This is a genomic window from Kribbella sp. NBC_00482, from assembly GCF_036013725.1.
Classification (GTDB): Bacteria; Actinomycetota; Actinomycetes; order Propionibacteriales; family Kribbellaceae; genus Kribbella.
On the sequence record NZ_CP107881.1, the window covers coordinates 5,482,975 to 5,507,558 of the forward strand.

Here is a 24,584-nt window from a genome sequence, read left to right on the forward strand (position 1 = left end):
TCTCACATGGTTGCTGTGGACATCTACGATCGAAGGCATGGCAAGCATCGGTCTCGGACTGGCAGCGCTCGGGCGTCCTGGGTACATCAATCTCGGGCACGACGAGGACCTGCCGCCGCGACGGGCGGTCGAGGATCTGCGGGTGCGGACCCACGAACTCCTGGAGCAGGCTTGGCAGGCCGGTGTTCGGTATTTCGACGCCGCGCGTTCGTACGGTCTTGCCGAGCACTTCCTCGGAGAGTGGATCACACCGGAACGCCGTACGGCGATGACCGTCGGGTCGAAATGGGGTTACACGTACGTCGCCGACTGGCGGCACGACGTGGACACGCACGAGGTGAAGGACCACGGCCTCGCGACGTTCGAACGCCAATGGCCGGAGACCCTTCAAGCGCTTGGTGGACCGCCGGACTTCTACCTCGTGCACAGCCTGACGTCCGACAGCCCCGCGCTCGGCGACAAGCGTTTGCTGGATCGGCTGCGCGAACTCGCGGACTCCGGTGTCCGCGTCGGGCTCTCCACGAGCGGTCCACGACAGGCCGAGACGCTGCGCAAGGCGTTGTCCTCCGGTACGCCGTTCTCCGCCGTACAAGCCACCTGGAACGTCCTGGAGACGTCAGCCGGCGCCGCACTCGCGGAGGCGCACGACGCCGGCTGGTTCGTCGTCGTCAAGGAGGCCGTCGCCAACGGCCGCCTCACGTCCCGCGCCGGCGAGACGCCGTTCAACGAGTTCGCTCGCCAGCACGGCGTCGCACCTGACGCGTTGGCCGTCGGTGCGGCCGTCGCCCAACCGTGGGCCGACGTGGTCCTCAGCGGAGCAACCACGACGGCCCAACTGGCCAGCAACCTCGCTTACCGCGCCGACGGCCCACTCACCGAGTTCGCCCAGCAACCAGAGGAGTACTGGACCGAACGCTCATCGCTCCCATGGATTTGACGGCCTGAGCGCCTGACGCAGCGCACCGGACTTCGCAGTCGTCGTCGCAGCCGCCACCGCGGCCTCGGGCTGCGGTGCCGGCACCGGCGGGCACTTCACATCGGAACGGTTGCCCGACACGCGCGGCGGTAGCGCGCCCGTCTGCAGGTACGCAACGATGCGGTCGTCGGTGCACGTCACGCCGGACAACGAGCCGGCGTGCGTGGTTCCACCGACACCTTCGATGAGGACCGCGTTCGGGAACGTCTTGCGGGTCTGCAGCGCACCCGAGTACGGCGTTGCCGCGTCGAGGGTCTCGTTGATCATCAAGACACTCTGGACCCGGCTGCCGTCGACCTTCACCGGGTGACCGGCCTTCGCGGGCCAGAACGCGCACGGTGCGTTGAACCAGGCGTTGTTCCAGGTCAGGAACGGCGCCTTCGCATAGATGCTCCAGTTGTCCCGCCGCCACGTCTGCCAGTTGGTCGGCCACTTGGCGTCGGTGCAGGACACACCGAGGTAGACGGCGTACCCGTTGTCGTCGAACGGCGGACCGCCGTACAGGTCGACGAGCGGCGCGGCGTTGCCGTCGTGGACCCAGGCCGCGAACGCGTTCGCCACGTCCACCCAGCCGTACACGTAGTACGCCGCCTGCGTGAAGATGTCGTTCCATTCGGACGGACCGATCTTGCCGTCGGCGGGATGGCCGATGAGCTTCTTCAGTTCGGCGTAGTAGCGGAGTTCGACCTGGGCAGCGGTGGTGCCGAGATGCCAGGTGGAGTTGTGCGCGGCGACGTACGCGAAGAACACCTTCACGCTCTTGTTGAACGCGATGTCCTGGTCGAGGTTGGCCTGGTACCAGACGCGGGTCGCGTTCACGACGCCGTCGAAGATCACACGGCGGAAGCGGTTCGGGTACAGCGTTCCGTACACCTGGCCGAGGTACGTGCCGTAGGAGAACCCGTAGTAGTTGATCTGCGGGGCGCCGAGGGCCTTCCGGATGCTCTCCATGTCGCGGACCGAGTCGAGCGTCGTGAGGTGACCCAGCAGCGCGTGCTGCGCGTTGTCACACGCGGCGGCGTACGCCTTGGAGCGTTGCAGCCACACCTGCTCGATCTGTCGCGTCACCGGGACGTAGAGCGGGCGGTTGTAGCCGGCGTAGTCCGGGATGCAGCTCAGCGCGGGCTTGCTCGAGCCGACACCGCGCGGGTCGAACCCGATCCAGTCGTACGCGTCGCCGGCGCCGTTCGGGACGAACTCACCGAACACCGCGTAGATCAGACCCGAGCCGCCCGGTCCGCCCGGGTTCACGAGCATCGGGCCCTGGGCCTGCGCGTCAGGTGTCTTGTGCTTGATGCGCGAGACGGCCAGCTGGATCTTCGTCCCGTTCGGACGGTCGTAGTCGAGCGGGACTACGACGAACCCGCACTCCGCGCTACGTGCGGCCAGCCGCGGATCGGTACACGTACCCCACTGCACCGGCGGTGGTGTGTAGCTCGCCGGTTTCGGGCGAGCCTGTACGGCGCTCGCAGCCGGAATCGAGGTCAGCGCGCCGGCGACCAGCGCGAACGACATGCCTACGGCAACAACGAATCGACGGATCATCAATATCCTCCCCTTTGCCGAAAACATCGTGAACCGATGTAATCGGCCGGGCAAGGGTTCGCCGACCGTTTCCGGACAGCTACCGGGGAGGTGCGGAGAGTTGCGTCAGAAGGTGTGTTCGTCTCCCGGGAACGCGCCCGAGGCGACCTCGGAGGCGTACGTCGTCGCGGCGGTGGTCAGGATGCCGCGCAGGTCGGCGTACTGCTTGACGAAGCGCGGCATGGTGCCCGAACGGAGGCCGGCCATGTCCTGCCACACCAGCACCTGGGCGTCGGTGTCGCGGCCGGCGCCGATGCCGATCGTCGGGATCGGGACGCGCTTGGTGATCTCCGCGGCGACGTCGCCCGGGACCATCTCCAGCACCACCGAGAACGCGCCGGCCTCGGCGAGCGCCACGGCGTCGTCGATCAGACCGGCCGCCTGATCGCCCCGGCCCTGGACGCGGTACCCGCCGATGCTGTGCTCGCTCTGCGGCGTGAAACCGATGTGAGCCATGACCGGGATGCCGGACTGGGTCAGCTTCTCGACCATCGGTACGACGGTTCGCCCGCCTTCGAGCTTCACCGCGTGGACGCCGGCTTCCTTCATGAACCGCACGGCCGTGTGGAACGCCTGCTCCGGCGACGCCTGGTACGACCCGAACGGCAGGTCCGCGACGACGAGCGAATGCTCGACCGCACCGGCAACCGCACGCGCCAACGGGATGAGCTCGTCGACCGTCACCCGGAGGGTCGTGTCGTAGCCGTACACGTTGTTCGCGGCGGAGTCACCGACGAGCAGTACCGGGATACCGGCCTGGTCGAAGATCTCGGCGGTGTACTGGTCGTACGCCGTCAGCATCGCCCACTTCTCGCCACGGCTCTTGAAGTCCCGCAGATGATGAATCCGGTACCGCCGCGGCCGCTTCACTCCATTACCAGGAGCAGCGCCTTCACCGGACGGCTTCCTCGCACCTCCGCCGTACGGAGAAACCTCAGCCGCACCCGCGTCAGCAACGGGTGCGTTGGTCGCTGACGGTCCCGTTGGGCTGGTCGGGTTTGGTTGGGCGCGGCGGCCGGCTCGGTGGGAGGTTGGTTGTTCTGGGGAGACCTGGCTGGGGGCGTCCTGCTGGACGCCAGCGCGCCGGCGGGCGCCGATCGGGCGAGCTGCGCCAGGTACGTGCGGCTGCTCCTCGCTGACCGGTGCGTCGCTCTCGTACTCGGCACTCGGGTCCGACAGATACCCGTTGTCCCGCGCAGCAGGCGCCGCCTCTTGCGGCTGCCCACCCTGCTCCCGCTCAACCTCACTCCGCCGCTGAGCTTCCTCGCGCTGCAGCATCTCCACACGCCGCTGTGCATCCTCGCGCCGCTGAGCTTCCTCGCGCCGCTGGGCCCCTTCGCGCTGCAGAGCTTCCACACGTCGCTGGTGGTCTTCTGCTGCGCGTGTGTCTTCCTGCTGACGGGGCTGCTCGTGCCGGACCGCTTCTTCTTGGCGAGGCGGCTCGGGGGTGCGGGGCGGCTCCGGTGTGCGGGCTGGCTCGGGGGCGCGGTCGTGGCTCCAGATCGGTTCTGGGCCTGGGCCCGGCTCGTAGCGGCGCGGTGGTTCCTGGCCGCGGCCGGCCTCCTGGGCCCGGGGCGCGTCCGGTGGTTGCAGACGCTGCGGAGGCCGCGGCGGCTGCTGCGGATTCAACCCATTGCTCAAGCCGTTGCTCGACCCATTGCTGCTGAGCCCGTTGCTCGAGCCGTGGTTCAGCCCGTTGCTGGTTCCGTTGTTCGCGGCCGGCGGCTGCGGCGCGAAGGGGTTGGGCTGTGGTGCCGGGCTGCCCCAGTTCGTGCTGCCGTTCGACGCCTGCGGCGGGCGCTGCGGCGTACCACTTCCACCCGGAGACTGAGGCTGAGGTGCCGAAGCCTGGGGTGCCGGAGACGGAGGTACTGGCGGCTGCGCCGGCCGCGGCTGTGCAGCACCTGACGCACCGTTACTCCCAGACCCAGGCCCGAACGGACTAGGCCGTCCCTGCGGCGGCGCCTGCGGAGGCTGCTGTGCCGGCGGTTGCGGCCGGAACGGGTTCTGCTCCTGGTGCTCTCGCCCGTACGACTCCTCCCGCGACTCCCCGTAGTACTCCCGCCGCTCCTGCGGCTCCGCCCGCTCACCCCGCGGCGGCTGCTGCGGAGGAGGCGGCGCACTCGGCAGGTACGGCGATTTCGGGACGTACGGCTGCTGCGGAACCGGCCCGCGCTCGTACGTCCGCGGCGCGTTCGGCAGCGACGGCGAAGGGTCGAGACCCCACCCAGAGGTACCTGAGTCGCGGTCCCGCCAGGCGTCGTTGTCGTAGTCCGAGCGGCGGTGTTCCTCGGTTGCCCGGTTCGCCGGTCCGGTCCCGTACGGCGAGGGCAACTCCTCGTCGTCACCCTGGGTACCGGCCGACAGGAAGTTGTCAACCATGCCCTCATCGTCCCACCGATGCGGAGGGTGACCGCTACCGCCTGTGGGTGAGCGATCGCTCACATCGTCTTTGGGCAGGCCGGAGCGGTCGTGGGTCTCCTCCTCCGGGGAGCCCCACGGCTGGTCCTTGGCCCAGGGGTCGGGCTGGGACGGTCGGTATCGCCAGGAGTCGCTCAGTGCTCGGCCGCCTTTCGTGCGTCCTCACGCCATGCATTGGTGATCGGCAGCCGGCGGTCCCGCCCGAAGGCCTTGTGGGTGATCTTCGGGCCCGGCGGGTACTGCCGACGCTTGTACTCCGCTCGGTCGACGAGCTGGATCACCTGGGTGACCAGCCCGGTCTCGAACCCTGCGGCGACGAGCTCCGCACTGCCGCGATCCTGCTCGACGTAGTCGTCCAGCATGTCGTCGAGCAGGTCGTACGGCGGCAGCGAGTCGGTGTCCTGCTGTCCCGGGCGAAGCTCCGCCGACGGCGGCTTGGCGATCGAGTTCGCCGGGATGGGCGGTTGCTGGCCGCGAGCCTTCGCGTCCTCGTTCCGCCATTTCGCGAGCCGCCAGACGACCGTCTTCGGGACGTCCTTGAGCGGCGCGTACCCGCCGACCGCGTCGCCGTAGATCGTCGAGTAGCCGACGGACAGCTCCGATTTGTTGCCGCAGGCAAGTACCAGGTGGCCGTCGGCGTTCGACAGCCCCATCCAGATCACCGCGCGGACCCGGGCCTGCAGGTTCTCCTCGGCGAGCCCGGTCAGGCCGAGCGTGTCCAGGAACGGCTGCACCATCGGCTGGATCGGTACGACGCGGTAGTTCAGGCCGGTCCGCGCGGCGAGGTCGGCGGCGTCGTCCTTGGAGTGGTCGCTGGAGTACACGCTCGGGTTGGAGATCCCGAACACGTGCTCGGCGCCGATCGCGTCGCAGGCGATCGCGGCGACCAGCGAGGAGTCGATGCCGCCGGACAGCCCGAGCAGCACCGACTTGAAGCCGTTCTTCTGCACGTAGTCGCGCAGGCCGGTGACGATCGCGCCGTACATCTCGGCCTCGTCGGACAGCCGCGGCGCGAGGTTCGACTCGATCGCCTCGTACGGCGCGAGCTCGTCGTCCTGCAGGACGGTGTGCACGATCTCGATACCTTCGTGGGTGCCGGACGGCGTCCCCGAGGCGGCCGGGAGGTCGAGGTCGACGACCATGCTGCCCTGCTCGAACTGCGGTGCCCGGGCGAAGATCTTGCCGTCGGCATCGGCGATCAGCGAGTCGCCGTCGAAGACCAGTTCGTCCTGGCCGCCGACCAGGTTCACGTACGCCAGCGCGCAGCCGGCCTCGCGGGCGCGGCGCCGGACGAGATCGCCGCGGACGTCGTCCTTGTTGGCCTCGTACGGCGAACTGTTGACGACGAGCAGGAGGCCGGCTCCGGCCTCGCGGGTGACCGCGACGGGTCCGCCGTCCTGCCAGAGGTCCTCGCAGATCACCAGCGCGACGTCGACGCCGTGGATGCGGACGACCTGCAGCGTGTTGCCCGGGACGAAGTGCCGGAACTCGTCGAAGACGCCGTAGTTCGGCAGGTGGTGCTTCACGGCGCTCGTGACGACGCGACCCTGGTGGATGACCGCGGCGGCGTTGGTGGGGGAGCCCTTCGGACGGCCGAGGCGGTCGATGCCCATCGCCGTACCGCCGGCCCGGTCGAGGTACCCGCAGATCACCACGATGTCGCCGAGTCCCTCGTCGGCGAGCCGCGTCGCGAGCGTGTGGATCCGGTGCTGCGAGGCGTCCACGAACGACGCGCGCAGCGCGAGATCCTCCACCGGGTACCCGGTCAGTCCGAGCTCGGGGAACGCGACCACGTGCGCACCTCGCTCGACCGCGTTCCGGGTCCACGCGACGATCTTGTCGGTGTTCCCGTCGAGGTCACCCACGGTCACATTGAGTTGAGCAAGCGCTACCCGAAGCTGAGGCACGAGAGCACATTACTGGTTCCCCCGGCCCGACCCCACGCCCATCGCCAACCTCTTACGAATGCCGAAGGAAACTCCGCACCCGATCGAGGTTCCCGTCCACCGTCTCCATCGCGTCCACGGTCAGCCGCGCACCCTTCAACTGGGGGTACTCACTCCGCATCCGCAGCACGTGGTCCCACCCCACCTCGTGCCACCCGGGGATCCCGCGCCGCCGCCCTTCGAGCCGACGCCGGTGCTCGACCTCGTCGCTGCAGACACACTCCACGATCCGCAACCGCCCGTCGTACCTCGCGGCCAGTTCACCCCACCGCTCCGCGATTTCCTCGTTGACCAGACAGTCCACGATCGCCGACTGGCCGAGCATCAACTGGCGTTCGGCGAGGGTTCCGAGGAGGTCGTAGTACATCGCCAGGAACGCCGGACGGTCGAGGCCGCCGAGGATGCCGTGCGGGCTGAGGGCTCCGAGCAACCAGTCGCCGGCGAAAGCCGGGACTCCGGTTTCTGTGGCGAGTTGTTCGGCCAGCGTCGACTTTCCGGTTCCCGGAAGTCCGGTGAACGCGATGATCTGCTTCACCGTGACGACGTTAGCGAGGTGCGGGCCACGACGAGCGGGGTGAGGGTGGTCCAGCCGAGGGACTTGTAGAGGCCGCGGCCTTCGGGGGAGGCGGCGAGGTAGGCGGTGGTGGCGGAGCGGCATCGGGCGGCGTGGGCAAGGGCGGTCATGACGGCCCGCGCGAGACCGCGGCGGCGATGGGCGGGATCGGTCTGGATCATGTCGGCGACGGCGCCGGTGTGCAGGACCGCCATCCGTCCGGTCGCGGCGATCTCTCCGTACCCGTAGACCTGTGCCTCGACCACGGACGGCGTGGCGCAGAGTTCGAGGGAGTACGGCGGGGGAACGGGATACGACACGTGGTCGGCCAGCCGGACAGTCATCAGCCATTCGGTGCGGACGATCTCGAGCGGCCTGAGGTCGGCGGCGACGCGATCAACGGCGCCGGTGATCGTGAGCCACGACGTACCGGGCGGGTTGCAGTCGGTCAGCGCGAGATGCGCGGCGGCGGTGGCGTGCTGCTCGGTCGCGACGTACTCGACCCGCCGCTCCGGCTCGCCGATCCGGACGACCGTGACGTCGTCGATGCATTGGACGTCGGTCCACCCGCGGGACGCGGACCACCCGCGCTGCCAACGATTCAAGGCTTCGTCGTGCATGCACCTATCGAACAGCGACGAAGGTTCACCGCTCAGGGACTTTCGTCGGATGTGCCGCCGGGGCCGCGTGGATTGACTGGGAACCATGAGCACCCAGGGCGGACCGACCGGACTCACTGAACGCGCCCTGGGCCCGGACCTCGCCCGCGGCTTCATGCTGCTCTTCATCGCCTTGGCGAACTCGCACTACTTCATCGCCGGCCGCGCGTACTTCGGCGGATTCCCGACCGACGGATCGCCCGTGGACCGCGGACTCGGTCTGCTGATCTCGACTCTCGTCGACGGTCGCGCGTTCCCGATGTTCGGCGTCCTCTTCGGGTACGGCGTCGCGCAGATCGTCCGCCGGCAACGCGAGAGCGGCAAGGAGTGGTGGCCGATCCGCAAGCTGCTGTGGCGCCGCAGTCTCGTGCTGGTCGTGCTCGGTTTCCTGCACGCGATGCTGCTCTACGTCGGCGACATCCTCGCGGCGTACGGCGTACTTCTGTTCCTCGGCGTCTGGGCTCTGCGCTGGAAGGACCGTTGGCTGTTCGTCGTGGCCACTCTCGTCCTCGTCCTCACCGCGCTGCCCAGCGACGACAGCCTTGCCAGCTCTGCCGAAGGCCCGGATCCTTCGATGCTCCCGGCAACCTTCTTCGGACAGTTCCCCGACCGGCTGGTCGTGCAGCCGTTCATCGCCGGGCTCGGCTGGATCGGCTTCGTCACGCCGTTCCTGATCGGCCTGTGGGCGGGCCGCCGCCGGATCCTCGAACGCCCGGCCGAGCACCTCACCCTGCTGCGGACGACGGCCCTGCTCGGCCTCACGATCGCGATCCTCGGCGCGCTCCCGGTGTCGCTCGTCGTCGGCGGCGTCATCGCCAAGCCGAGCGACCACGCGGTGACGATCCTCGGACCGTTGCACGACGCAGCCGGCGTCTTCGGCGGATTCGGGTACGCCGCTCTCATCGTCCTGATCGCACACCGGCTGAGCGACCGCCGAGGCCCTCTGACCGTGGCGATCGCCGCCGTCGGACAACGATCGTTGACGTGTTACCTGGCCCAGTCCGTCGTCTGGGCGGTCGTGTTCACGCCGTACCTGCTCGACCTGTCGGACACGCTCACCACGACCACGACAGCGCTGCTCGCCATCGCGACCTGGCTGGCGACCGTACTGCTCGCCGACCGGATGCGACGCGCCGACTACCGCGGACCGTTCGAGCTGCTGATCCGGAGGATCACCTATCAGCCGAAGAGGACCGCCGCGACGCGGTCCCGCAACTCCGGGAGTCGCGCGTAGAACACGTCACCCGGGCACTGTGTCGTGTTGTAGTCCCGGTGCCCGACGATCGCGGCGTGCGGGTCGAGGTTGTACTTCGTGCACAACCACGCACACGTCAGCACGGACATGTCGAACAGCGCGACCGTCACGTCCTGGCTCACGTAGATGCCTTCGTGCTCGATGCCGATCGTGTGGCTGTTGTGGTTCGCGGTCTGCGCGCCGAGCACGTTCTGCCCGTTGTTGATCGACGACAGCGACTTGCTCCGGCCCTCCATCAGGAACCCGCCGCGGCTGATCGTCAGCTGGTTGCCCATGTCGATCCAGCCGTTGGTGTCCATGTGCAGGTCCTGGATCCAGTGCTGGACCTTGTACGCCGCGGCGAGCGAGTAGTCCGTGACGTTCGGGCTCGCGGTGTGGTGGATGACGATGTGGTCGGGCTTGCCGATCACTTGCGTCGCGGACTTCGGCGGGCGCGCCGTCCACTCGGTGCGCGTGTAGCAGCGCGGCGCCGGGGCGGCGTGCGCTGCGGTCGGAACGGTGATGCCGCCGAGCAGTACGCCGCCGGCAGTAGCGCCGAGGACGGTACGCCGGGACACCCGGGCATGTTGGAAATTTTCTGGGGCGGTCATGTTATAGAAAATCCCCTACCGTCGAGGCCTCCAAACCGGAATGATCTAATGACGTGGTGACACAGAGTCAGGCACCGGACGTGGTGCGGGTGGGGCGGGTCGGCAAGGCGCTGCGGGTGCTCGTCGCGGTCGTCGGCATCGGCCTGCTGATCAACGGCTCGGTGCGCGCCAGCGACGACGCCTGGCCGTTCGGTCCGATGTCGCAGTACGCGATGTCGGTGCCGGACGACGCCAAGATCGACTACACCCGGGTGAGCGCGGTGACCGACGCCGGCACGACCGTCGACGTACCGCTGAACATCGAAGGCGCCGGGGTGGCCCGCGCCGAGATCGAGGCGCGGGCCGGGGAGATCGTGAAGGACCCGTCGTTGCTGCAGCAGGTCGCGGACGGGTGGGCGCGCAAGCATCCTGACCAGCCGCAGTACGTGAAGCTCGAGCTCATCCGCGACACGACCCAGCTGGTGAAGGGGAAGGTCGAAGGACCGCCGACGTCCCAGGTGCTCGCGACCTGGGAGGTACGCCGATGAAGGTCGCCAACTGGTTCACACCGATGATCGCGCTGGCGCGGATCGCCTGGTTGCGGACGATCCTGTACCTGTTCGTCATCCTCGACATGCACGCGTTCGTCCGCGACACCCGTGACAAGGGCGAGCATCCCGGGCTGTACCAGCCGTTGCTCCTGGCCCGGCTCCTCGACCTGCCGAAACCCTCGGTCGCGAACACGACAGTCCTGTACGTCGTTCTCATCGTCGCGTGCCTGATCGGAGCGACGAACTACTTCCCGCGCGTGGCCGGGTGGATCGTCGCGCCGGCGTTCACGTGGTGGGTGCTGATCGGGATGAGCGACGGCAAGGTCGACCACGACCACCTCGCGCTCGTGATCGCGTTGTGGGTCCTGCCGACCGTGAAGGCGGGCAGCCGGGGCATCGCGTCGTACGGCGACCAAACTCGGTCCGATGCGGCCGGGTGGGCGATCCGGTGCATCCAGATCTCTGTGATCGCGACGTACTTCCTGTCTGCGGTCGCGAAACTGCGCAGTGCCGGATGGGCGCTGAGCTGGCCCGGCAGCGCCGTGCTGACGTGGGCGATCGTGCGGCGGCCGCACCCGGTCGGGGAGTGGTTGCTGCACTACCCGTGGGTGCTGCACGTGATGCAGTGGGTCGGCATCATCGGGGAGTTCTGCTCGCCGGTGATCCTGTGGCTCAAGGGGCGCTGGCAGTTGTCCGGGGCGCTGTTCTTCATCGGGTTCCATGCGGCGAACACGGCGATCCTGCTGATCCACTTCCTGCCGACGGTCGTCTGCTGGCTGGCGTTCGCGCCGCTGGAGCGGGTCGTACCGTGGTACCGGTCCCGCCGCGCAGCCCGCTCAGACGGCGCAGCCCACTCAGACAGCGATGCCCGAGAGGCCGAAGACCAGGCCGAACACGGCCGGCAGGCCGAGCAGCAGGCCGGCGCGTAGCTTGAACCGGCGCCCGCCGGGGCCCGGGGTCCGGACGACCCGGGACAGGACGGCGCCGGCGTACCCGAAGACCAGGGCGGCGAGCAGGATCTGGCGGGTCGGCAGGTTGTCCGCGTTGTGATGCGTCAGCCCGAGCGTGACCAGGCCCGGGAAGCAGAACGCGACCATGCCGAACCCGAGCTCCGGGATCGGCAGCCAGCGGCGCCCGAGTACGTCCCGCTCGGCGGGTCGCTTACGCCGCAGCGACTGCGCGAAGCGGGCGGTGCTGACGATCAGGTCGCTGAGGCAGAGGATCGCGGCCACGATCAGGGCGGCGTGGAAGATCGTCTGCACAAAGGGACACGCTAGGCCCTGAATGCGGTCATGTCCGCCCTGCCACGTAACGTCTGCTTAACAAGCGCGGGGCACACTGTGAGAGACCCGGGTTGAGCTGATGAGAGGTGGACTGATGGACAAGCAGCAGGAGTTCGTACTGCGCGCGCTGGAGGAGCGCGACGTACGTTTCGTGCGGCTCTGGTTCACCGACGTGCTCGGGTTCCTGAAGTCGGTGGCGGTCGCGCCGGCGGAGCTGGAGAGCGCGTTCGCCGAGGGGCTCGGGTTCGACGGGTCGGCGATCGAGGGCTTCGCGCGGGTGACCGAGGCGGACATGCTCGCCAAGCCGGACCCGTCGACGTTCCAGATCCTGCCCTGGCGGGGCGAGACGATGGGCACCGCACGGATGTTCTGCGACATCAACATGCCCGACGGCTCGGCGTCGTTCGCCGACCCGCGGCACGTGCTGAAGCGCACCCTGTCGAAGGCGGCCGATCTCGGATTCACGTTCTACACGCACCCGGAGATCGAGTTCTACCTGTTCAAGTCGCTCACCGGCGCCCCCGGTACGACGCCGGACCCGGTCGACTCGTCCGGGTACTTCGACCACACGCCGCAGGGCATCGGCAACGACTTCCGCCGCGAGGCGATCACGATGCTCGAGTCGATGGGGATCTCGGTCGAGTTCAGCCACCACGAGGGCGGCCCGGGCCAGCAGGAGATCGACCTGCGGTACGCCGACGCGCTGTCGACCGCCGACAACATCATGACGTTCCGCGTCGTGGTGAAGGAGGTGGCGCTCTCGCAGGGGATCTACGCGTCGTTCATGCCGAAGCCGTTGTCGGACCAGCCCGGGTCCGGGATGCACACCCACATGTCGCTGTTCGAGGGTGACCGCAACGCGTTCTTCGAGGGCGGCGCGCAGTACCAGCTGTCGAAGACCGGGCGGGCGTTCATCGCCGGCCTGCTGCAGCACGCAGCCGAGATCACCGCGGTGACGAACCAGTGGGTGAACTCGTACAAGCGGCTGGCGGTCGGGGACGAGGCGCCCTCGTTCGTGTCGTGGGGTCACAACAACCGGTCCGCGCTCGTGCGGGTGCCGATGTACAAGCCGCACAAGGGGCAGTCGAGCCGGGTCGAGTTCCGGTCGCTGGACTCGGCCGCGAACCCGTACCTCGCCTTCGCGCTGATGCTCGCCGCCGGCCTGAAGGGCATCGAGGAGGGCTACGAGCTCCCCGTCGAGGTCGAGGAAGACATCTGGTCCTTGACGCCGCGCGAACGCAAGGCGCTCGGCATCAAACCCCTCCCCGGCAGCCTCGCCGAAGCCATCAGCGCGATGGAGGACAGCGAACTGGTCGCTGAGACCCTCGGCGAACACGTCTTCGACTTCTTCCTCCGCAACAAGCGCGCCGAATGGCAGGACTACCGCCGCCAGGTAACCCCCTTCGAACTCAACAAACTCCTCCCGGTCCTGTAGGACCTTCAGCCCTCGACCTTGAAGGGGTCGTGGTCGGTGAGGAGTTTGTCGAGGCGAGCCTGGTCGACGCGGTTGGTGACTGCGGAGAGCTCTTGGCGGTCGCGGACGACCTTGCACAGGACGACCGTCGACGTGACGACGTACAACAGTCCGAGGGCGAGGAACGCCCGTACCCAGGGCTGGGCGGGTAGGTACGCCAGGGCGAGGACCATCGCCGAGATCGAGATCCCGAAGGACGCGACCGCCTGCGCGTAGAACGCTGCCGTCTGCTGTGGCTGGATTCTTTTCGTCATGCCGGAATCGTCGACCGTCCGAGCGGCCGCCACATCCGTAGAACCACTCGGTTCAGACGACGGCGGTCTGGGGTGGTGGGGCGTCGTCGGACGCGTGCTTCGAGGTCCAGCGGGAGGCTGCGGTGGAGTGCCGGTACGGCGGTTCGGCGGCGACCGGGGGCGTCTGGACAGCCGCTTCGAGTGTGGGGGCGGCGACAACGACCGGGGTGCCGTCGGGCGCCAGGGCGTTGACCTCCTCGACCGTGAGGAGGCCGACGGGACGGACGCCTTCGGTGATGATCACGATGCAGCCGGGGACCACCTGCTGGGCCCGATTTCCCTTGGCAGGAACGAGAATTCCGTCGGCCGGCGTCCGCCAGGCGCCCGGCGAGAAGTGCCGCAGCGCGATCCCTGCCTGGCCGTCCTCGGGGGTGCGGGGCGGGAGGTACGCGGTCGCCGTGTAGTCGTAGTCGTAGTCCGGCTCCGGCGGCCCGGAGACCCGTCCGCCCTGCTGGGGTGTCAACCACACCACCGTGCCGCGCACGGCGAGCGACCCCGTCATCATCACCATGGACAGCCATCATGCCCGACTACTGAGCGAGTTCGCTACACGACACCGTGTATTCGCTGCAATCAATCCGAGATCCAGCCGCGACTTTGAGAAGCCACCGATCATTTCGCGGGTCCGAAAGTGGTTGGTGGCTTCTCAAAGTGGGGGATTGGGTAGCCTGCGGGGGTGGCTGACGGGCGGAGGGGGTCGTGGGAGGGTCGGCTGGTTCGGCTGGGGTTCGAGGACCCGCGGCGGGCGGCCGGCAGGCTCGAGGACCTGGACGCGCTGGACTCGCACAGTCCGCTGGCCACCGAGCAGCTGATCACGACGCTGTCGGAATCGGCTGATCCCGATCTCGCGCTGCACAGTCTCTGCGCGATGGCCGAAGCGCTGCACCGGAACAACCACGACCTCGCGGCGTTCGCCCGGACCCTCGAGATGGACGACGGCTTCCGCCGCCGGCTCGTGTACGTGCTCGGCGCGAGCGAGGCGCTCGGGCGGCATCTCGGCGTCCATCCGCGGCACTGGTACGACCTCGCCGACCCCGCGCTGGCGGGCGCCCGGCCGTCGGTGGAGGATGTCGCGGCCAAGCTCGCGACCGCCGTCGACGCGGACAATCCGATCGACGCGTTGCGGGTCGAGTACCGGCGCCTGCTGCTCCGGCTCGCGGCCCGGGATCTCGCCGAGGGGCTGCTCGTCGACGAGGTCGCCGCCGTACTCGCGGATCTCGCCGCGGGAGCGCTCGAGACCGCACTGCACATCGCCCGCAACGACTACTTCGACGCGCATCCCGGCGCCGCCGACTGCCGGCTCGCGATCATTGCCATGGGCAAGTGCGGTGGCCGGGAACTCAACTACGTCAGCGATGTCGACGTCCTGTTCGTCGCCGAGCCGCTCGCCGGCGAACCGGAGCTGCCGGCCCTCAAGACCGCGACCCAACTCGCCGCGGCCACGATGCGGATCTGCTCGGCACACACCGGCGAGGGCACGCTCTGGCCGGTCGACGCCGCACTCCGGCCGGAAGGCAAGACCGGTCCGCTCGTTCGCACTCTCGACAGCCACTTCGCGTACTACCAGCGCTGGGCGAAGACCTGGGAGTTCCAGGCCCTGCTCAAGGCCCGCCCGGTCGCGGGTGATCAGGAGCTCGGTCGTGAGTACACCGAGAAGATCGGGCAGCTCACGTGGTCCGCTGCCGACCGCGAAGGGTTCGTCGCCGACGTCCAGGCGATGCGCCGCCGCGTCATCGACCACATCCCGGCGGCGGACGTCGACCGTCAGCTGAAACTCGGTCCCGGTGGATTGCGTGATGTGGAGTTCGCCGTACAGCTTCTGCAGCTCGTGCACGGTCGCAGCGACGACTCGGTCCGCAGCGGTACGACGCTGGTCGCGCTGGAAGCCCTGACGAGCAGCGGGTACGTCGGCCGCACGGACGGCGCCGTACTCGCGGACGCCTACCGCTTCCTGCGGTCGATGGAGCACCGCATCCAGCTGTTCCGCCTGCGCCGTACGCATCAGGTCCCGGACGACGAGGCGGACCTGCGACGGCTCGGCAGATCGCTCGGCTTCACGAAGAACCCGATCACCGATCTCACCGCAGCCTGGAAGAAGCACGCGCTCGAGGTACGGCGCCTGCACGAGAAGCTTTTCTACCGCCCGCTGCTCGCGGCGGTCGCGCGGATCCCGGGCGACGAAGTACGCCTGACGCCCGAGGCGGCCAAGCAGCGGCTGACCGCCCTCGGGTACGCCGATCCGGCGTCGGCGCTGCGCCACATCGAAGCCTTGTCCGAAGGGGTCTCGCGGCGTTCGTCGATCCAGAGGGCGTTGCTGCCCGCGATGCTCGGCTGGTTCGCCGAGTCACCCGATCCGGACGCCGGGCTGCTCGCGTTCCGCACGATCTCCGACGCCCTCGGCTCGACGCCTTGGTACCTGCGCCAGCTGCGCGACGAGGGCGCGTCCGCCGAGCGGTTGGCGCACCTGCTGGCCAGCGGCCGGTACGCCGTCGACCTGTTGCAGCGTGCCCCGGAAGCGACCGCGATGTTCGCGGACGAGCGAGAGCTGACGCCGCGCACCCAGGAGGCCCTGCTCGCCGAGATGTCCGCCGCCGCCCGGCGGCAGGAGTCGCCGGAGGCCGCGGTCGCCGCGATCCGCGGCGTACGACGGCGTGAACTCTTTCGGACCGCTGCGGCGGACCTGTCCGGTCTGCTGGACGTCGAGACCGTCGGCGACGGGCTGACCGACATCGCCGTCGGAACGCTGACGGCCGCCCTGGAAGTCGCGCGCAAGGCGATCGCCAAGGGTGAGCCGGAGCCGACCCGGATGTCGATCGTCGCGATGGGCCGGTTCGGCGGTCACGAGCTCGGGTTCGGCAGCGACGCGGACGTGATGTTCGTGCACGACCCGATCCCGGGCGCGGACGAGAAGAAGGCGACAGACTTCGCGACCCAGGCGGCGACCGAGCTGCGCCGGATGCTGGCGCTGCCCGGAGCCGATCCGGCCGTCGCGATCGATGCGGACCTGCGCCCCGAGGGCCGGCAAGGACCGTTGGTACGGACGCTGGCGTCGTACGCCTCCTACTACGCGCGCTGGTCGGCCGTGTGGGAAGCGCAGGCCCTGCTCCGCGCCGACCCGTTGTGCGGCGACGCCGATCTGTGTCAGTCGTTCCGCGAGCTGATCGACCCGCTGCGCTACCCGGAGAACGGTGTGAGCGAACGCGACGTGATGGAGATCCGCCGGATCAAGGCGCGCGTCGATGCCGAGCGGCTGCCGCGCGGCGCCGACCGGAGTACGCACACCAAGCTGGGCCGCGGCGGTCTCGCCGACATCGAGTGGACCGTTCAGCTGCTGCAACTCCGTGAGGCAAACCGCGTCCCCGGTCTCCGTACGACGCGCACGCTCACCGCGCTCCGGGCCGGGGTGGAGGCCAACCTCGTCGACCCCTCCGAGGCCGAAACGCTGCAGGCGGCCTGGGTGCTCGCCACCCGGATCCGCAACGCGATCATGCTGGTCCGCGCCCGCCCCGGCGACAGCCTCCCGCGCGACCCACGCGACCTGGCCGCCGTGGCCCAGATCTGCGGTTACCCACCCGGCGAGTCCGGCCGCTTCTCCGACGACTACCTCCGCACCACCCGCCGAGCCCACAACACCGTCGCCCGCCTCTTCTGGGACGACTAGCTTGACAGGCAACTTTTTGGTTGCCTATTGTCGAAGGTGTGGAGCTGGTGTTCAAGGCGTTGGCCGACGAGGGCCGGCGGCAGTTGCTGGACGCCCTGCGGGAGCGCAACGGGCAGAGCCTGCAGGAGCTGTGCGAGCTGCTGCCGGACCTGACCCGGCAGGGCGTGACCAAGCATCTGCGGATCCTCGAGGACGCGAACCTCGTGGTTACGGTCAAACGCGGACGCCACAAACTCCACTACCTGAACCCGGTGCCGATCAACGAGATCGCCGAACGGTGGCTGAGCAACTACGAACGCGACAAGTTGCGTGCGCTCAGCGCATTGAAAGCGGCGTTGGAGGACTCATGAGCAAGCCCGCAATGATCCACGTGACCTACATCGAGACCACCCCCGAGAAGCTGTGGGAGGCGCTCACCTCGGGAGCGTTCACCCAGCTGTACTGGTTCGGCCGCCGGATCGAATCGGACTGGACGCTCGGCGCACCCGTGCGCTTCTACGACAGCGCCGACGACAGCCTGACCGATTCCGGTGAGGTCCTGGTGTACGACGAACCGAAAACGCTGGCGTACACGTTCAAGAACGAGTTCCTCGAGGCCCGCGCCGACCAGACCCCGGGCCGGGTGACGTTCACGATCGAGCCGGCCGGGAAGAACGTGGTGAAACTGCAGGTCGTGCACGACGAGATCGCCGAGGACACCGTCGAGGGCTGGCGGAACGGCTGGGCCCCGATCCTCGCCAACCTGAAGACCTACCTGGAGACCTCCCGAACCCTGCAGATCACCTTCTCCTAGAATCGACCTGGTGGGAGCGACAGATCAGGTTCGGCAGGTCGGTGTCTTCAGCACCGTCCGCCGGAGCGTGCGGATGACGGCCGGACAGACGCGCGTCTGGGAGACGCGGTGGCCGGAGCTCGGCCGGACGCAAGAGGATCTGCCGCCCGGTGAGCTGGATCTGGCCGACTGGTTCGGCCGTACGGCGCCGACCGTGCTGGAGATCGGCTCCGGGATGGGGGAGGCGACCGCGCAACTCGCCGTCACCGCGCCGGAGGTCAACCACGTGGCCGCGGAGGTCTACCCGGCCGGTCTCGGTCAGCTGATGCTGTGGGTGGAGAAGTATGACCTCGACAACGTCCGCCTGCTGCAGGGCGACGCGCTGCACTTCCTGCGCGATCACGTGGCTCCCGGCGCGCTGGCCGGCGTACGGATCTACTTCCCGGACCCGTGGCCGAAGAAGCGGCACCACAAACGCCGGCTCGTCACGTCGCCGTTCGTCGCGCTGATCGCCGACCGTCTGCAGCCGGGCGGAACGTTGCACCTGGCAACGGACTGGGTGGACTACGCCGACCGGATGCTCGAGGTCTGCGCGGCCGAACCCTCATTGCGCAACGAATTCGACGGCTGGGCCCCGCGGCCCGAGTGGCGTCCGGTCACCAAGTTCGAGTCCCGCGCCCAGGCCGAGGGTCGCGAAGTCCGCGACCTGATCTACACCAAGCTCTAACGACGGAAGGCGCCTGGCGCGATGCCGAACTCGCGCTTGAACGTCTTGGCGAAGGCGAACTCCGAGGAGTAGCCGCAGCGTCTGGCCACTGTGGACAGCGGGGCGTCGGTCGCTCGCAGCAGCTTCGCCGCCAGGGTCATCCGCCACCAGGTCAGGTACGCCAGCGGCGGCCTGCCTACGAGCGCGGTGAAGCGCTGCGCGAACACTGTCCGGGACAACCCGGCCCGCGCGCCGAGCTCTTGCACCGTCCACGGCGCTTCAGGCTCGGCGTGCATCGCCTGCAGCGCGGCACTGACGGCGCGATCCGCGAGCGCCGCGGGCCAGCCGGTCGGCGAGCTTGTCGACTGATCGTCGAACCAGGCACGCAGCATGTAGAGCAGCAGGAGATCCAGCAGCGCGGACACGCTCGCGCTGGCGCCCGCGCGCGGCTCGGTGAGTTCGGCGCCGAGCAGGTCCACCGCGGTCCGTAGCCGCGGGTGATGTCCGACATGGGCGGGCAGGTGCACGATCTCGGGCAGGTCGGCCAGCAGCGGGTGGGCACGCGACTGGTCGAGCAGGTAGGCGCCACAGAGCAGCTCGGTGACGGCGCCGCCGGTGCCTGGATCGTCTTCGCGGTCGCCTCCGCCCACCCGGAACTCGGCGAGGGGGCTGCCGGGATCGTCGGCGAGGGCGTGACCGGTTTCGCGGGGCAGGAACACGATGTCCCCCGTGGCCAGCCGCAGTGGCTCGGCTTCGGCCGGCAGCAGCCAGCAGGTGCCGCTGAGCACGATGTGGAACCCTGCGCCGTCGATCGGCGGAAAACGCAGACCCCAGGGCGCGCCCATCCTGGTGCGGCTCGAGTGCGGACGGCCGGTGCGCATCGTCGTCACGGCGTCACTCAGCACGTCCATGGCCGCAGCCTATCTCGCGTCCGGCAATCAGAACGATCGAGCATGAATGCCGGACCCACGGACATGGTTCGTCCGCATCGTTTCGCCGTACCGTCGATCGCGAACACCACACAACGAGCAACGGAGTACCTCAGATGAAGATCGCACTCCATGGCGCGAGCGGCTACACGGGCCGCCTCGTCGTCGCCGAACTGGCCCGCCGCGATATCGAAGCGGTGCTCGTCGGCCGAGACCCCGAGCGGCTGCGGGCGGCCGCGGGCAGCACCGGCTTCGAAGTCCGGATCGCCGACCTCGGCGACCAGGATTCGCTGGAGTCGGCGTTCGCCGGCGCCGACGCCGTCATCAATACCGCCGGGCCGTTCGCCCGGCTCGGCGCGCCGGTCGTGCGCGCAGCGATCGCCGCCGCAGCGCACTACGTCGACACCACGGGAGAACAGCACTACATCCAGGAGGTCTTCGACACCTTCACCGGTGCGGCCGTCGATGCGGGCGTTACGGTCGTGCCGGCCATGGCCGACGACGGCGGGCCGAGCGACTTCATCAGCCACCTCGTCGGGGAGACCGTCGGCGCGGTGGACAGGCTGACGGTGGCCCTTTGGTACCGCGACGGCGGATTCAGCCGCGGGACGCTGCGGTCGCTCGACCCGGACCGGTTGTTCGACGGGGCGCTGCGCTACGAGAACGGCGACTGGACGACGTACGGTGCGGCGAGCCACGCGACGTGGCGCTTCCCGAGCGGAGACGTGCCCGTCGGGGTGGGCAAGGCGGCGCTCCCGCCGGTGGCGACGGTGCCCAGACACGTGCCGGTCCGACGGATGGAAGGTGTGCTCGGCGGGTCGTTCGACGCGCTGAAGGACGGGATCGACCCTGCGGTCCTCGACTCGTTGCCCGAGGGACCCGACGACGAACAGCGACGGCAGAGCAGGTGGACGATCTCCGTCGAGGCGACCGGGCACGACGGACGCATCGTGTGTGGCGAGGTCGAGGGCATGGACGGATACGGCAAGACAGCGGTGATTGCGGTGGAGGCAGCGCGGAGGCTGGTGACGGACGGAGCCAAGCCTGGCGTCCTGGCGCCGTCGCAGGCCTTCGACCCGGAGTCGTTCATGGATTTCCTGGCCGGGCACGGGGTCCGGTGGCAGGTGTCGGAGGGCTGAACCGCTACCTCTCAGACCGGCTCGTGAAGGACCACTGCCCGGCGCCGACGGTGTAGACGGTGTAGCCCTCGTCGTACGTCGCGTCGCCCGCGAACGCCCGCGGTACGGCGTCGACATCCGCAGCCCGCGCTGACGGTACGTGCACCTCGGCCGTCGTACCCACCGGCACCTGCACGTCCAGCGCCAGCACGCGTCCGGTCTTCTTCCACGAGACCGCCACCCGCCCGCGGATCGTCTCGGTGCGGATGCTCGCCGAGTCCACCTCGTCACGGGCATCCGGCCGTACGACGATCCGCTCGCTGCCGGCGTCGACGACGCGGAGCCCGGCGACGTTCTCGAAGATCCACTGCACGACCGTGCCCTGGAAGTAGTGGTTGCGAGACCGCGAGTCGTCCTCCCACTTCTCCCACATGGTGTCCGCGCCGAGGTCGAACCAGTACCCCCAGCTCGGATAGCTCCGCTGCAGCGCGACCTTCGTTGCCACGTCGCCGTACCCATGGGCGGTCAGGACCGGGAGCAGTACGCCGACGCCCAGGCAGCCCGTGTTGAGATGGAAACCCCGTGCCTCGACGTCGGCGGCCAACCCGGCCGCGACGCGCTCGACGAACTCGTCCGGCACGATCCCGAACGCCAGCGGCACCGCGTTCGACGTCTGCCGGTAGTCCGGGTCGTCGGCCGACCGGTACCGGCCTTCGGCGCGATCCAGGAACGTCCGGTTCAGCCCGTCGGCGAGCTCCTCCGCCGCCTTCCGGTATTCGTTGGCCTGCCCAATCAGCTCGCCGATCTCCGCCGCGACCACGAGCGCGCGGTAGAGGTACGCCGTACCCGTCAGCCGCCGGTCCTCCGGCGCCGGACCGCTCCCGAACCCGGGCGGCAGCCAGTCGCCGAGGACACTCACCGACAACCCGTCCTCGACCCGGTCCAGCTCCCACGCGAGGTAGCGCGTCAATGAGTCCCAGTGCTCGCGGAGCAGCCGCTCGTCGCCGTACCAGCGGTACATCTCGCGCAACAGGAACGGATAGACGGTCGGCCACTCGGTCGCGGGGGAGAGGTCGGTGAAGCCCCAGCCACTCGTCGGCACGATCACCGGCAGCTGCCCGGAATCCGCCTGGCTGTCCTGGATGTCACCGAGCCACTTGGCGAAGAACCGCGCCAGATCGAGGGTCGCGAGCATCGTCGGCGCGCCGACCTGCGCGTCGCCGGTCCAGCCGTTCTTCTCGAAGTACGGCGTATCGGTCGGGATCCCGTGCAGGTTGCTCAGGACCGTCCGCCGCATCGCCCGCTCGAACTGCTCGTACGGCGCCTGCGTCGAGTCGAACCGCGTCACCGACGCGACGTCCGAGTTCACCACCCGCAGTTGCAGGTCGGCGGCCGCGCCCTCGATCTGCACGTACCGGAAGCCCTTGTACGAGAACCGCGGCTCCCACGTCTCCACCCCGGTGCCGGCCGCGATGTACTCGTCGCGCTGGATCCGGTCGCCGTCGACGTGCACGTTCCACGCCGCCACGTTGCCATCGGCAACCGTCTCGCCGTGCGTGAGGCTGATCGTCGTCCCGGCCGGCGCGGTGGTCGTCAGCCTGGTCCAGCCCGCAACGGTCCGTCCGAAGTCCACGATCCACACGCCCGGCCGGACCTCGGTGACCTCGACCGGGTCGACGGTCTCGACCACCCGGATCGGCTCGTGGGCCTGCGCGGTCAGCTTCCCCTTGGGCGCCTCGACGACCGATGCAGCGGACCAAGCGGAGTCGTCGAACCCGGCGCCGTCCCAGCCTGGCAGCGCGCGCCGGGCGTCGTACGTCTCACCGGTGTAGAGCGAGTCCGACAGCGTCGGACCGCCGGTGATGCGCCACGTCTCGTCCGTGACCACCTCGTCCACCCGGCCGTCGTCGTACTCGACCACCAGTCGCGCGATCAGTCGCGGGTCGGCGGTCCACGGGGTGTCGTGCCAGCGCCAGACGTTCACCGACGTCAGTCCGAAGAAGCCGCGCCCCAGTTCGGCGCCGACCACGTTGTCGCCTGCCTGCAGAAGCTCGGTCACGTCGTGCGTGACATAGAGAACTGTGCGGTCGTAGGCGGTGAAGCCCGGATCGAGTACGGCGTCACTCACCGCGTGCCCGTTGAGCCGCAGGTCGGCGTACCCGAGACCGCTCGCGTAGAGCCGAGCGCGCCGCACGGCACCGTCGACTGCAAACCCGCGGCGCAGCAGGGGAGCGCTGTCAGTCGCGCCGCCGATCCAGCGCGCCGCTCCGAAGCCTTCGTCGAGCAGGCCGGTTTCGAACCATTCCGGTGCAGCCCACTCACCGCCCTGGTCGTCCCACAACCTGACAGTCCAGTGGTACCGCGTCCGCGCCGTCGTCGGCCCGTCGTACTCGATCCCGAAGGTCCGTGCCGACTCGACCTTGCCCGAGTCCCACACGTCGGCACTCTCCGGCGTCAGCAGCTCCGGCGCGGAGGCGACCAGGATCTGGTACGCCGTTTGCGTCGCGCCGTACCCGGGGGCGACGGCGACCCAACTGAAGCGGGGCCGGGGGACGTCGACGCCGAGCGGCTGGGCGGCGTACTCGGTCTTCAAAGAGCGGGGAGTCAGCACGCACAGGACCGTAGGCAGCGGTCGGCGCGGCTTTCAACCGTGTGACCAGATCCGGCCGAGGATGATCGAATCTGATCGTTCGTCTCGGTTCGTGATTCGTAGGTCCAAATGCTGAAACCTCAGCATCTTGCTCGACTTTGTCCGCTTTCATAGTCCTATGCAGATCATCGCGAACGCGCCCGGAGACGCCCTGACGCGGCGCCGGCACGTCGATCTGCTGCGCGTGAACTCCTCTGGTTGTTGACCGACGGTGTAGTTCTTCCCGCCCGTCTCCTTCCCGATCCGTAGGAGTACACCTATGCGTCGCCTCGTCCTGATCGCGCTGCTCGGCTCGATCGCCCAGCTCGTCGACGGCACCCTCGGCATGGCGTACGGCGTCACCGCCAGCACCGCCCTGCTCATCACCGGGATCACCCCGGCGATCGCCTCCGCCTCGGTCCACCTGGCCGAGGTCGGCACCACGCTCGCCTCCGGGCTGTCGCACTGGCGGTTCGGCAACGTCGACTGGCGCGTCGTCGCGCTGATCGGCGTACCCGGCGCGGTCGGTGCGTTCGCCGGCGCGACGTTCCTGTCCAGCCTCTCGACCGAGTCGGCGTCACTGTGGGTCGCCGGCCTGCTGCTCCTGCTCGGCGTCTACATCCTGGTCCGGTTCGGCACCGGGAAGGTCCGGGCGGTGATCGAGGGCCGCCCGGCCGGGAAGTTCCTCGGCCCGCTCGGTCTGGTGGCCGGCTTCATCGACGCCACCGGCGGTGGCGGCTGGGGCCCGGTCGCGAACTCCGCGCTGCTGTCCAGCGGCAAGCTGGCGCCGCGACGGGCTGTCGGTTCGGTGAACGCTGCCGAGTTCCTGGTCTCGGTCGCCGCCAGCATCGGGTTCCTGTTCGGGCTGGGCGGGAAGAACCTGCCGTTCGGCATCGTCGCCGCGCTGCTGATCGGCGGCGTGATCGCAGCCCCGTTCGCCGCCTGGCTGGTGTCCCGGCTGGCCACCCGCTGGCTCGGAGTCGGAGTCGGCCTGGTGCTGATCCTGACCAACGCCCGCACCGTGCTGAACGGCCTCGACGTCGCCACCGGCCCGCGGTACGCCGTCTACGCGGCCCTCGTCGTGGGCTGGGCAGCGATCGTCACGTACGGCGTACGCGCCGCGGCCCGCCGCACCGTGACCGCGACCGAGCGCCCCGCCGACGAGCGCGAGCTCGAGCCCGTTTCCTGAGCTGCACCTTCCTTCA

General features: G+C 69.1%; 23 protein-coding genes. 12 read left to right on the plus strand and 11 right to left on the minus strand.

Translation table 11 applies throughout. The features are described from left to right. The first annotated feature begins 37 nt into the window (after positions 1–37). Complete coding sequence (locus OHB24_RS26745) at positions 38–937, plus strand: aldo/keto reductase (protein ID WP_327633591.1); 900 nt, start codon at positions 38–40, stop codon at positions 935–937. Here OHB24_RS26745 and OHB24_RS26750 read toward each other — a convergent pair. The 5 genes from OHB24_RS26750 to OHB24_RS26770 form a co-directional block, all read right to left on the minus strand. Next, positions 917–2,521 (minus strand): alpha/beta hydrolase, encoded by a 1,605-nt coding sequence (locus OHB24_RS26750; protein WP_327633592.1) that lies wholly within the window; start codon positions 2,519–2,521, stop codon positions 917–919. The two genes, OHB24_RS26745 and OHB24_RS26750, sit on opposite strands and share 21 nt — an antisense overlap. A gap of 105 nt (positions 2,522–2,626) precedes the next feature. Beyond that, entirely contained in the window at positions 2,627–4,942 is a 2,316-nt protein-coding gene (panB, locus tag OHB24_RS26755) for a 3-methyl-2-oxobutanoate hydroxymethyltransferase (protein WP_327633593.1), read from the minus strand. Between the two features lie 173 nt (positions 4,943–5,115). Next, a complete protein-coding gene (locus OHB24_RS26760) occupies positions 5,116–6,888 on the minus strand; it encodes an NAD+ synthase (RefSeq protein ID WP_327633594.1) in 1,773 nt (590 codons plus the stop codon). A gap of 52 nt (positions 6,889–6,940) precedes the next feature. Continuing rightward, on the minus strand, positions 6,941–7,462 hold the full coding sequence (locus OHB24_RS26765) for an AAA family ATPase (RefSeq protein ID WP_327633595.1): 522 nt from the start codon (positions 7,460–7,462) through the stop codon (positions 6,941–6,943). Then, positions 7,459–8,100: a GNAT family N-acetyltransferase gene (locus OHB24_RS26770; RefSeq protein ID WP_327633596.1), complete on the minus strand. Its 642-nt coding sequence runs from the start codon at positions 8,098–8,100 to the stop codon at positions 7,459–7,461. The genes OHB24_RS26765 and OHB24_RS26770 overlap by 4 nt, the downstream gene beginning before the upstream one ends. 85 nt (positions 8,101–8,185) lie before the next feature. Here OHB24_RS26770 and OHB24_RS26775 point away from each other — a divergent pair, with 85 nt between their 5' ends. Next, on the plus strand, positions 8,186–9,373 hold the full coding sequence (locus OHB24_RS26775; protein WP_327633597.1) for a DUF418 domain-containing protein: 1,188 nt from the start codon (positions 8,186–8,188) through the stop codon (positions 9,371–9,373). On the opposite strand, the gene OHB24_RS26780 is transcribed toward OHB24_RS26775, so the two are convergent. Further along, the gene (locus OHB24_RS26780) at positions 9,319–9,951 is read right to left on the minus strand and encodes a peptidoglycan recognition protein family protein (protein WP_327633598.1); all 633 of its coding nucleotides are present in this window, start codon (positions 9,949–9,951) and stop codon (positions 9,319–9,321) included. The genes OHB24_RS26775 and OHB24_RS26780 overlap by 55 nt on opposite strands. Before the next feature lie 89 nt (positions 9,952–10,040). Here OHB24_RS26780 and OHB24_RS26785 point away from each other — a divergent pair, with 89 nt between their 5' ends. Beyond that, positions 10,041–10,511, plus strand: a complete 471-nt coding sequence (locus OHB24_RS26785) for a hypothetical protein (RefSeq protein ID WP_327633599.1) — start codon at positions 10,041–10,043, stop codon at positions 10,509–10,511. Then, positions 10,508–11,443 carry an HTTM domain-containing protein gene (locus OHB24_RS26790; RefSeq protein ID WP_327633601.1) on the plus strand — a complete coding sequence of 312 codons (936 nt, stop codon included), beginning with the start codon at positions 10,508–10,510 and terminating at the stop codon, positions 11,441–11,443. The genes OHB24_RS26785 and OHB24_RS26790 overlap by 4 nt, the downstream gene beginning before the upstream one ends. Here the strand turns inward: OHB24_RS26790 and OHB24_RS26795 are convergent. After that, positions 11,369–11,776, minus strand: coding sequence for a hypothetical protein (locus OHB24_RS26795; protein WP_327633602.1), 408 nt, complete (start codon positions 11,774–11,776; stop codon positions 11,369–11,371). The genes OHB24_RS26790 and OHB24_RS26795 overlap by 75 nt on opposite strands. A 115-nt stretch (positions 11,777–11,891) precedes the next feature. Between OHB24_RS26795 and glnA the strand changes: the two genes are divergently transcribed. Then, complete coding sequence (gene glnA, locus OHB24_RS26800; RefSeq protein WP_327633603.1) at positions 11,892–13,232, plus strand: type I glutamate--ammonia ligase; 1,341 nt, start codon at positions 11,892–11,894, stop codon at positions 13,230–13,232. Positions 13,233–13,237: 5 nt separating this feature from the next. Here glnA and OHB24_RS26805 read toward each other — a convergent pair whose 3' ends face one another. Continuing rightward, positions 13,238–13,525: a YiaA/YiaB family inner membrane protein gene (locus OHB24_RS26805; protein ID WP_327633604.1), complete on the minus strand. Its 288-nt coding sequence runs from the start codon at positions 13,523–13,525 to the stop codon at positions 13,238–13,240. Between the two features lie 52 nt (positions 13,526–13,577). Further along, positions 13,578–14,075, minus strand: a complete 498-nt coding sequence (locus tag OHB24_RS26810; RefSeq protein WP_327633605.1) for a hypothetical protein — start codon at positions 14,073–14,075, stop codon at positions 13,578–13,580. A 165-nt stretch (positions 14,076–14,240) separates the two neighbouring features. Between OHB24_RS26810 and OHB24_RS26815 the strand changes: the two genes are divergently transcribed. Genes OHB24_RS26815 through trmB form a run of 4 tightly spaced genes read left to right on the plus strand, consistent with a single transcriptional unit; the run spans position 14,241 to position 18,724 of the window. Further along, a complete protein-coding gene (locus OHB24_RS26815) occupies positions 14,241–17,225 on the plus strand; it encodes a bifunctional [glutamine synthetase] adenylyltransferase/[glutamine synthetase]-adenylyl-L-tyrosine phosphorylase (protein WP_327633606.1) in 2,985 nt (994 codons plus the stop codon). A gap of 38 nt (positions 17,226–17,263) precedes the next feature. Continuing rightward, entirely contained in the window at positions 17,264–17,575 is a 312-nt protein-coding gene (locus OHB24_RS26820) for an ArsR/SmtB family transcription factor (protein WP_327633607.1), read from the plus strand. Then, positions 17,572–18,018, plus strand: coding sequence for an SRPBCC family protein (locus OHB24_RS26825; RefSeq protein WP_327633608.1), 447 nt, complete (start codon positions 17,572–17,574; stop codon positions 18,016–18,018). The genes OHB24_RS26820 and OHB24_RS26825 overlap by 4 nt, the downstream gene beginning before the upstream one ends. Positions 18,019–18,028: 10 nt before the next feature. Beyond that, a complete protein-coding gene (gene trmB, locus OHB24_RS26830) occupies positions 18,029–18,724 on the plus strand; it encodes a tRNA (guanosine(46)-N7)-methyltransferase TrmB (protein WP_327633609.1) in 696 nt (231 codons plus the stop codon). On the opposite strand, the gene OHB24_RS26835 is transcribed toward trmB, so the two are convergent. Then, positions 18,721–19,614, minus strand: coding sequence for an AraC family transcriptional regulator (locus tag OHB24_RS26835; protein ID WP_327633610.1), 894 nt, complete (start codon positions 19,612–19,614; stop codon positions 18,721–18,723). The two genes, trmB and OHB24_RS26835, sit on opposite strands and share 4 nt — an antisense overlap. A gap of 134 nt (positions 19,615–19,748) precedes the next feature. Between OHB24_RS26835 and OHB24_RS26840 the strand changes: the two genes are divergently transcribed. Continuing rightward, positions 19,749–20,771, plus strand: a complete 1,023-nt coding sequence (locus tag OHB24_RS26840; protein ID WP_327633611.1) for a saccharopine dehydrogenase family protein — start codon at positions 19,749–19,751, stop codon at positions 20,769–20,771. 4 nt (positions 20,772–20,775) lie between these two features. On the opposite strand, the gene OHB24_RS26845 is transcribed toward OHB24_RS26840, so the two are convergent. Further along, on the minus strand, positions 20,776–23,361 hold the full coding sequence (locus tag OHB24_RS26845) for a family 78 glycoside hydrolase catalytic domain (protein WP_327633612.1): 2,586 nt from the start codon (positions 23,359–23,361) through the stop codon (positions 20,776–20,778). A 157-nt stretch (positions 23,362–23,518) separates the two neighbouring features. Between OHB24_RS26845 and OHB24_RS43360 the strand changes: the two genes are divergently transcribed. Both OHB24_RS43360 and OHB24_RS26850 read left to right on the plus strand, forming a co-directional pair. Continuing rightward, entirely contained in the window at positions 23,519–23,605 is an 87-nt protein-coding gene (locus OHB24_RS43360) for a putative leader peptide (RefSeq protein ID WP_442914001.1), read from the plus strand. A gap of 54 nt (positions 23,606–23,659) precedes the next feature. Next, complete coding sequence (locus tag OHB24_RS26850; RefSeq protein WP_327633613.1) at positions 23,660–24,568, plus strand: sulfite exporter TauE/SafE family protein; 909 nt, start codon at positions 23,660–23,662, stop codon at positions 24,566–24,568. Positions 24,569–24,584: the final 16 nt, after the last annotated feature.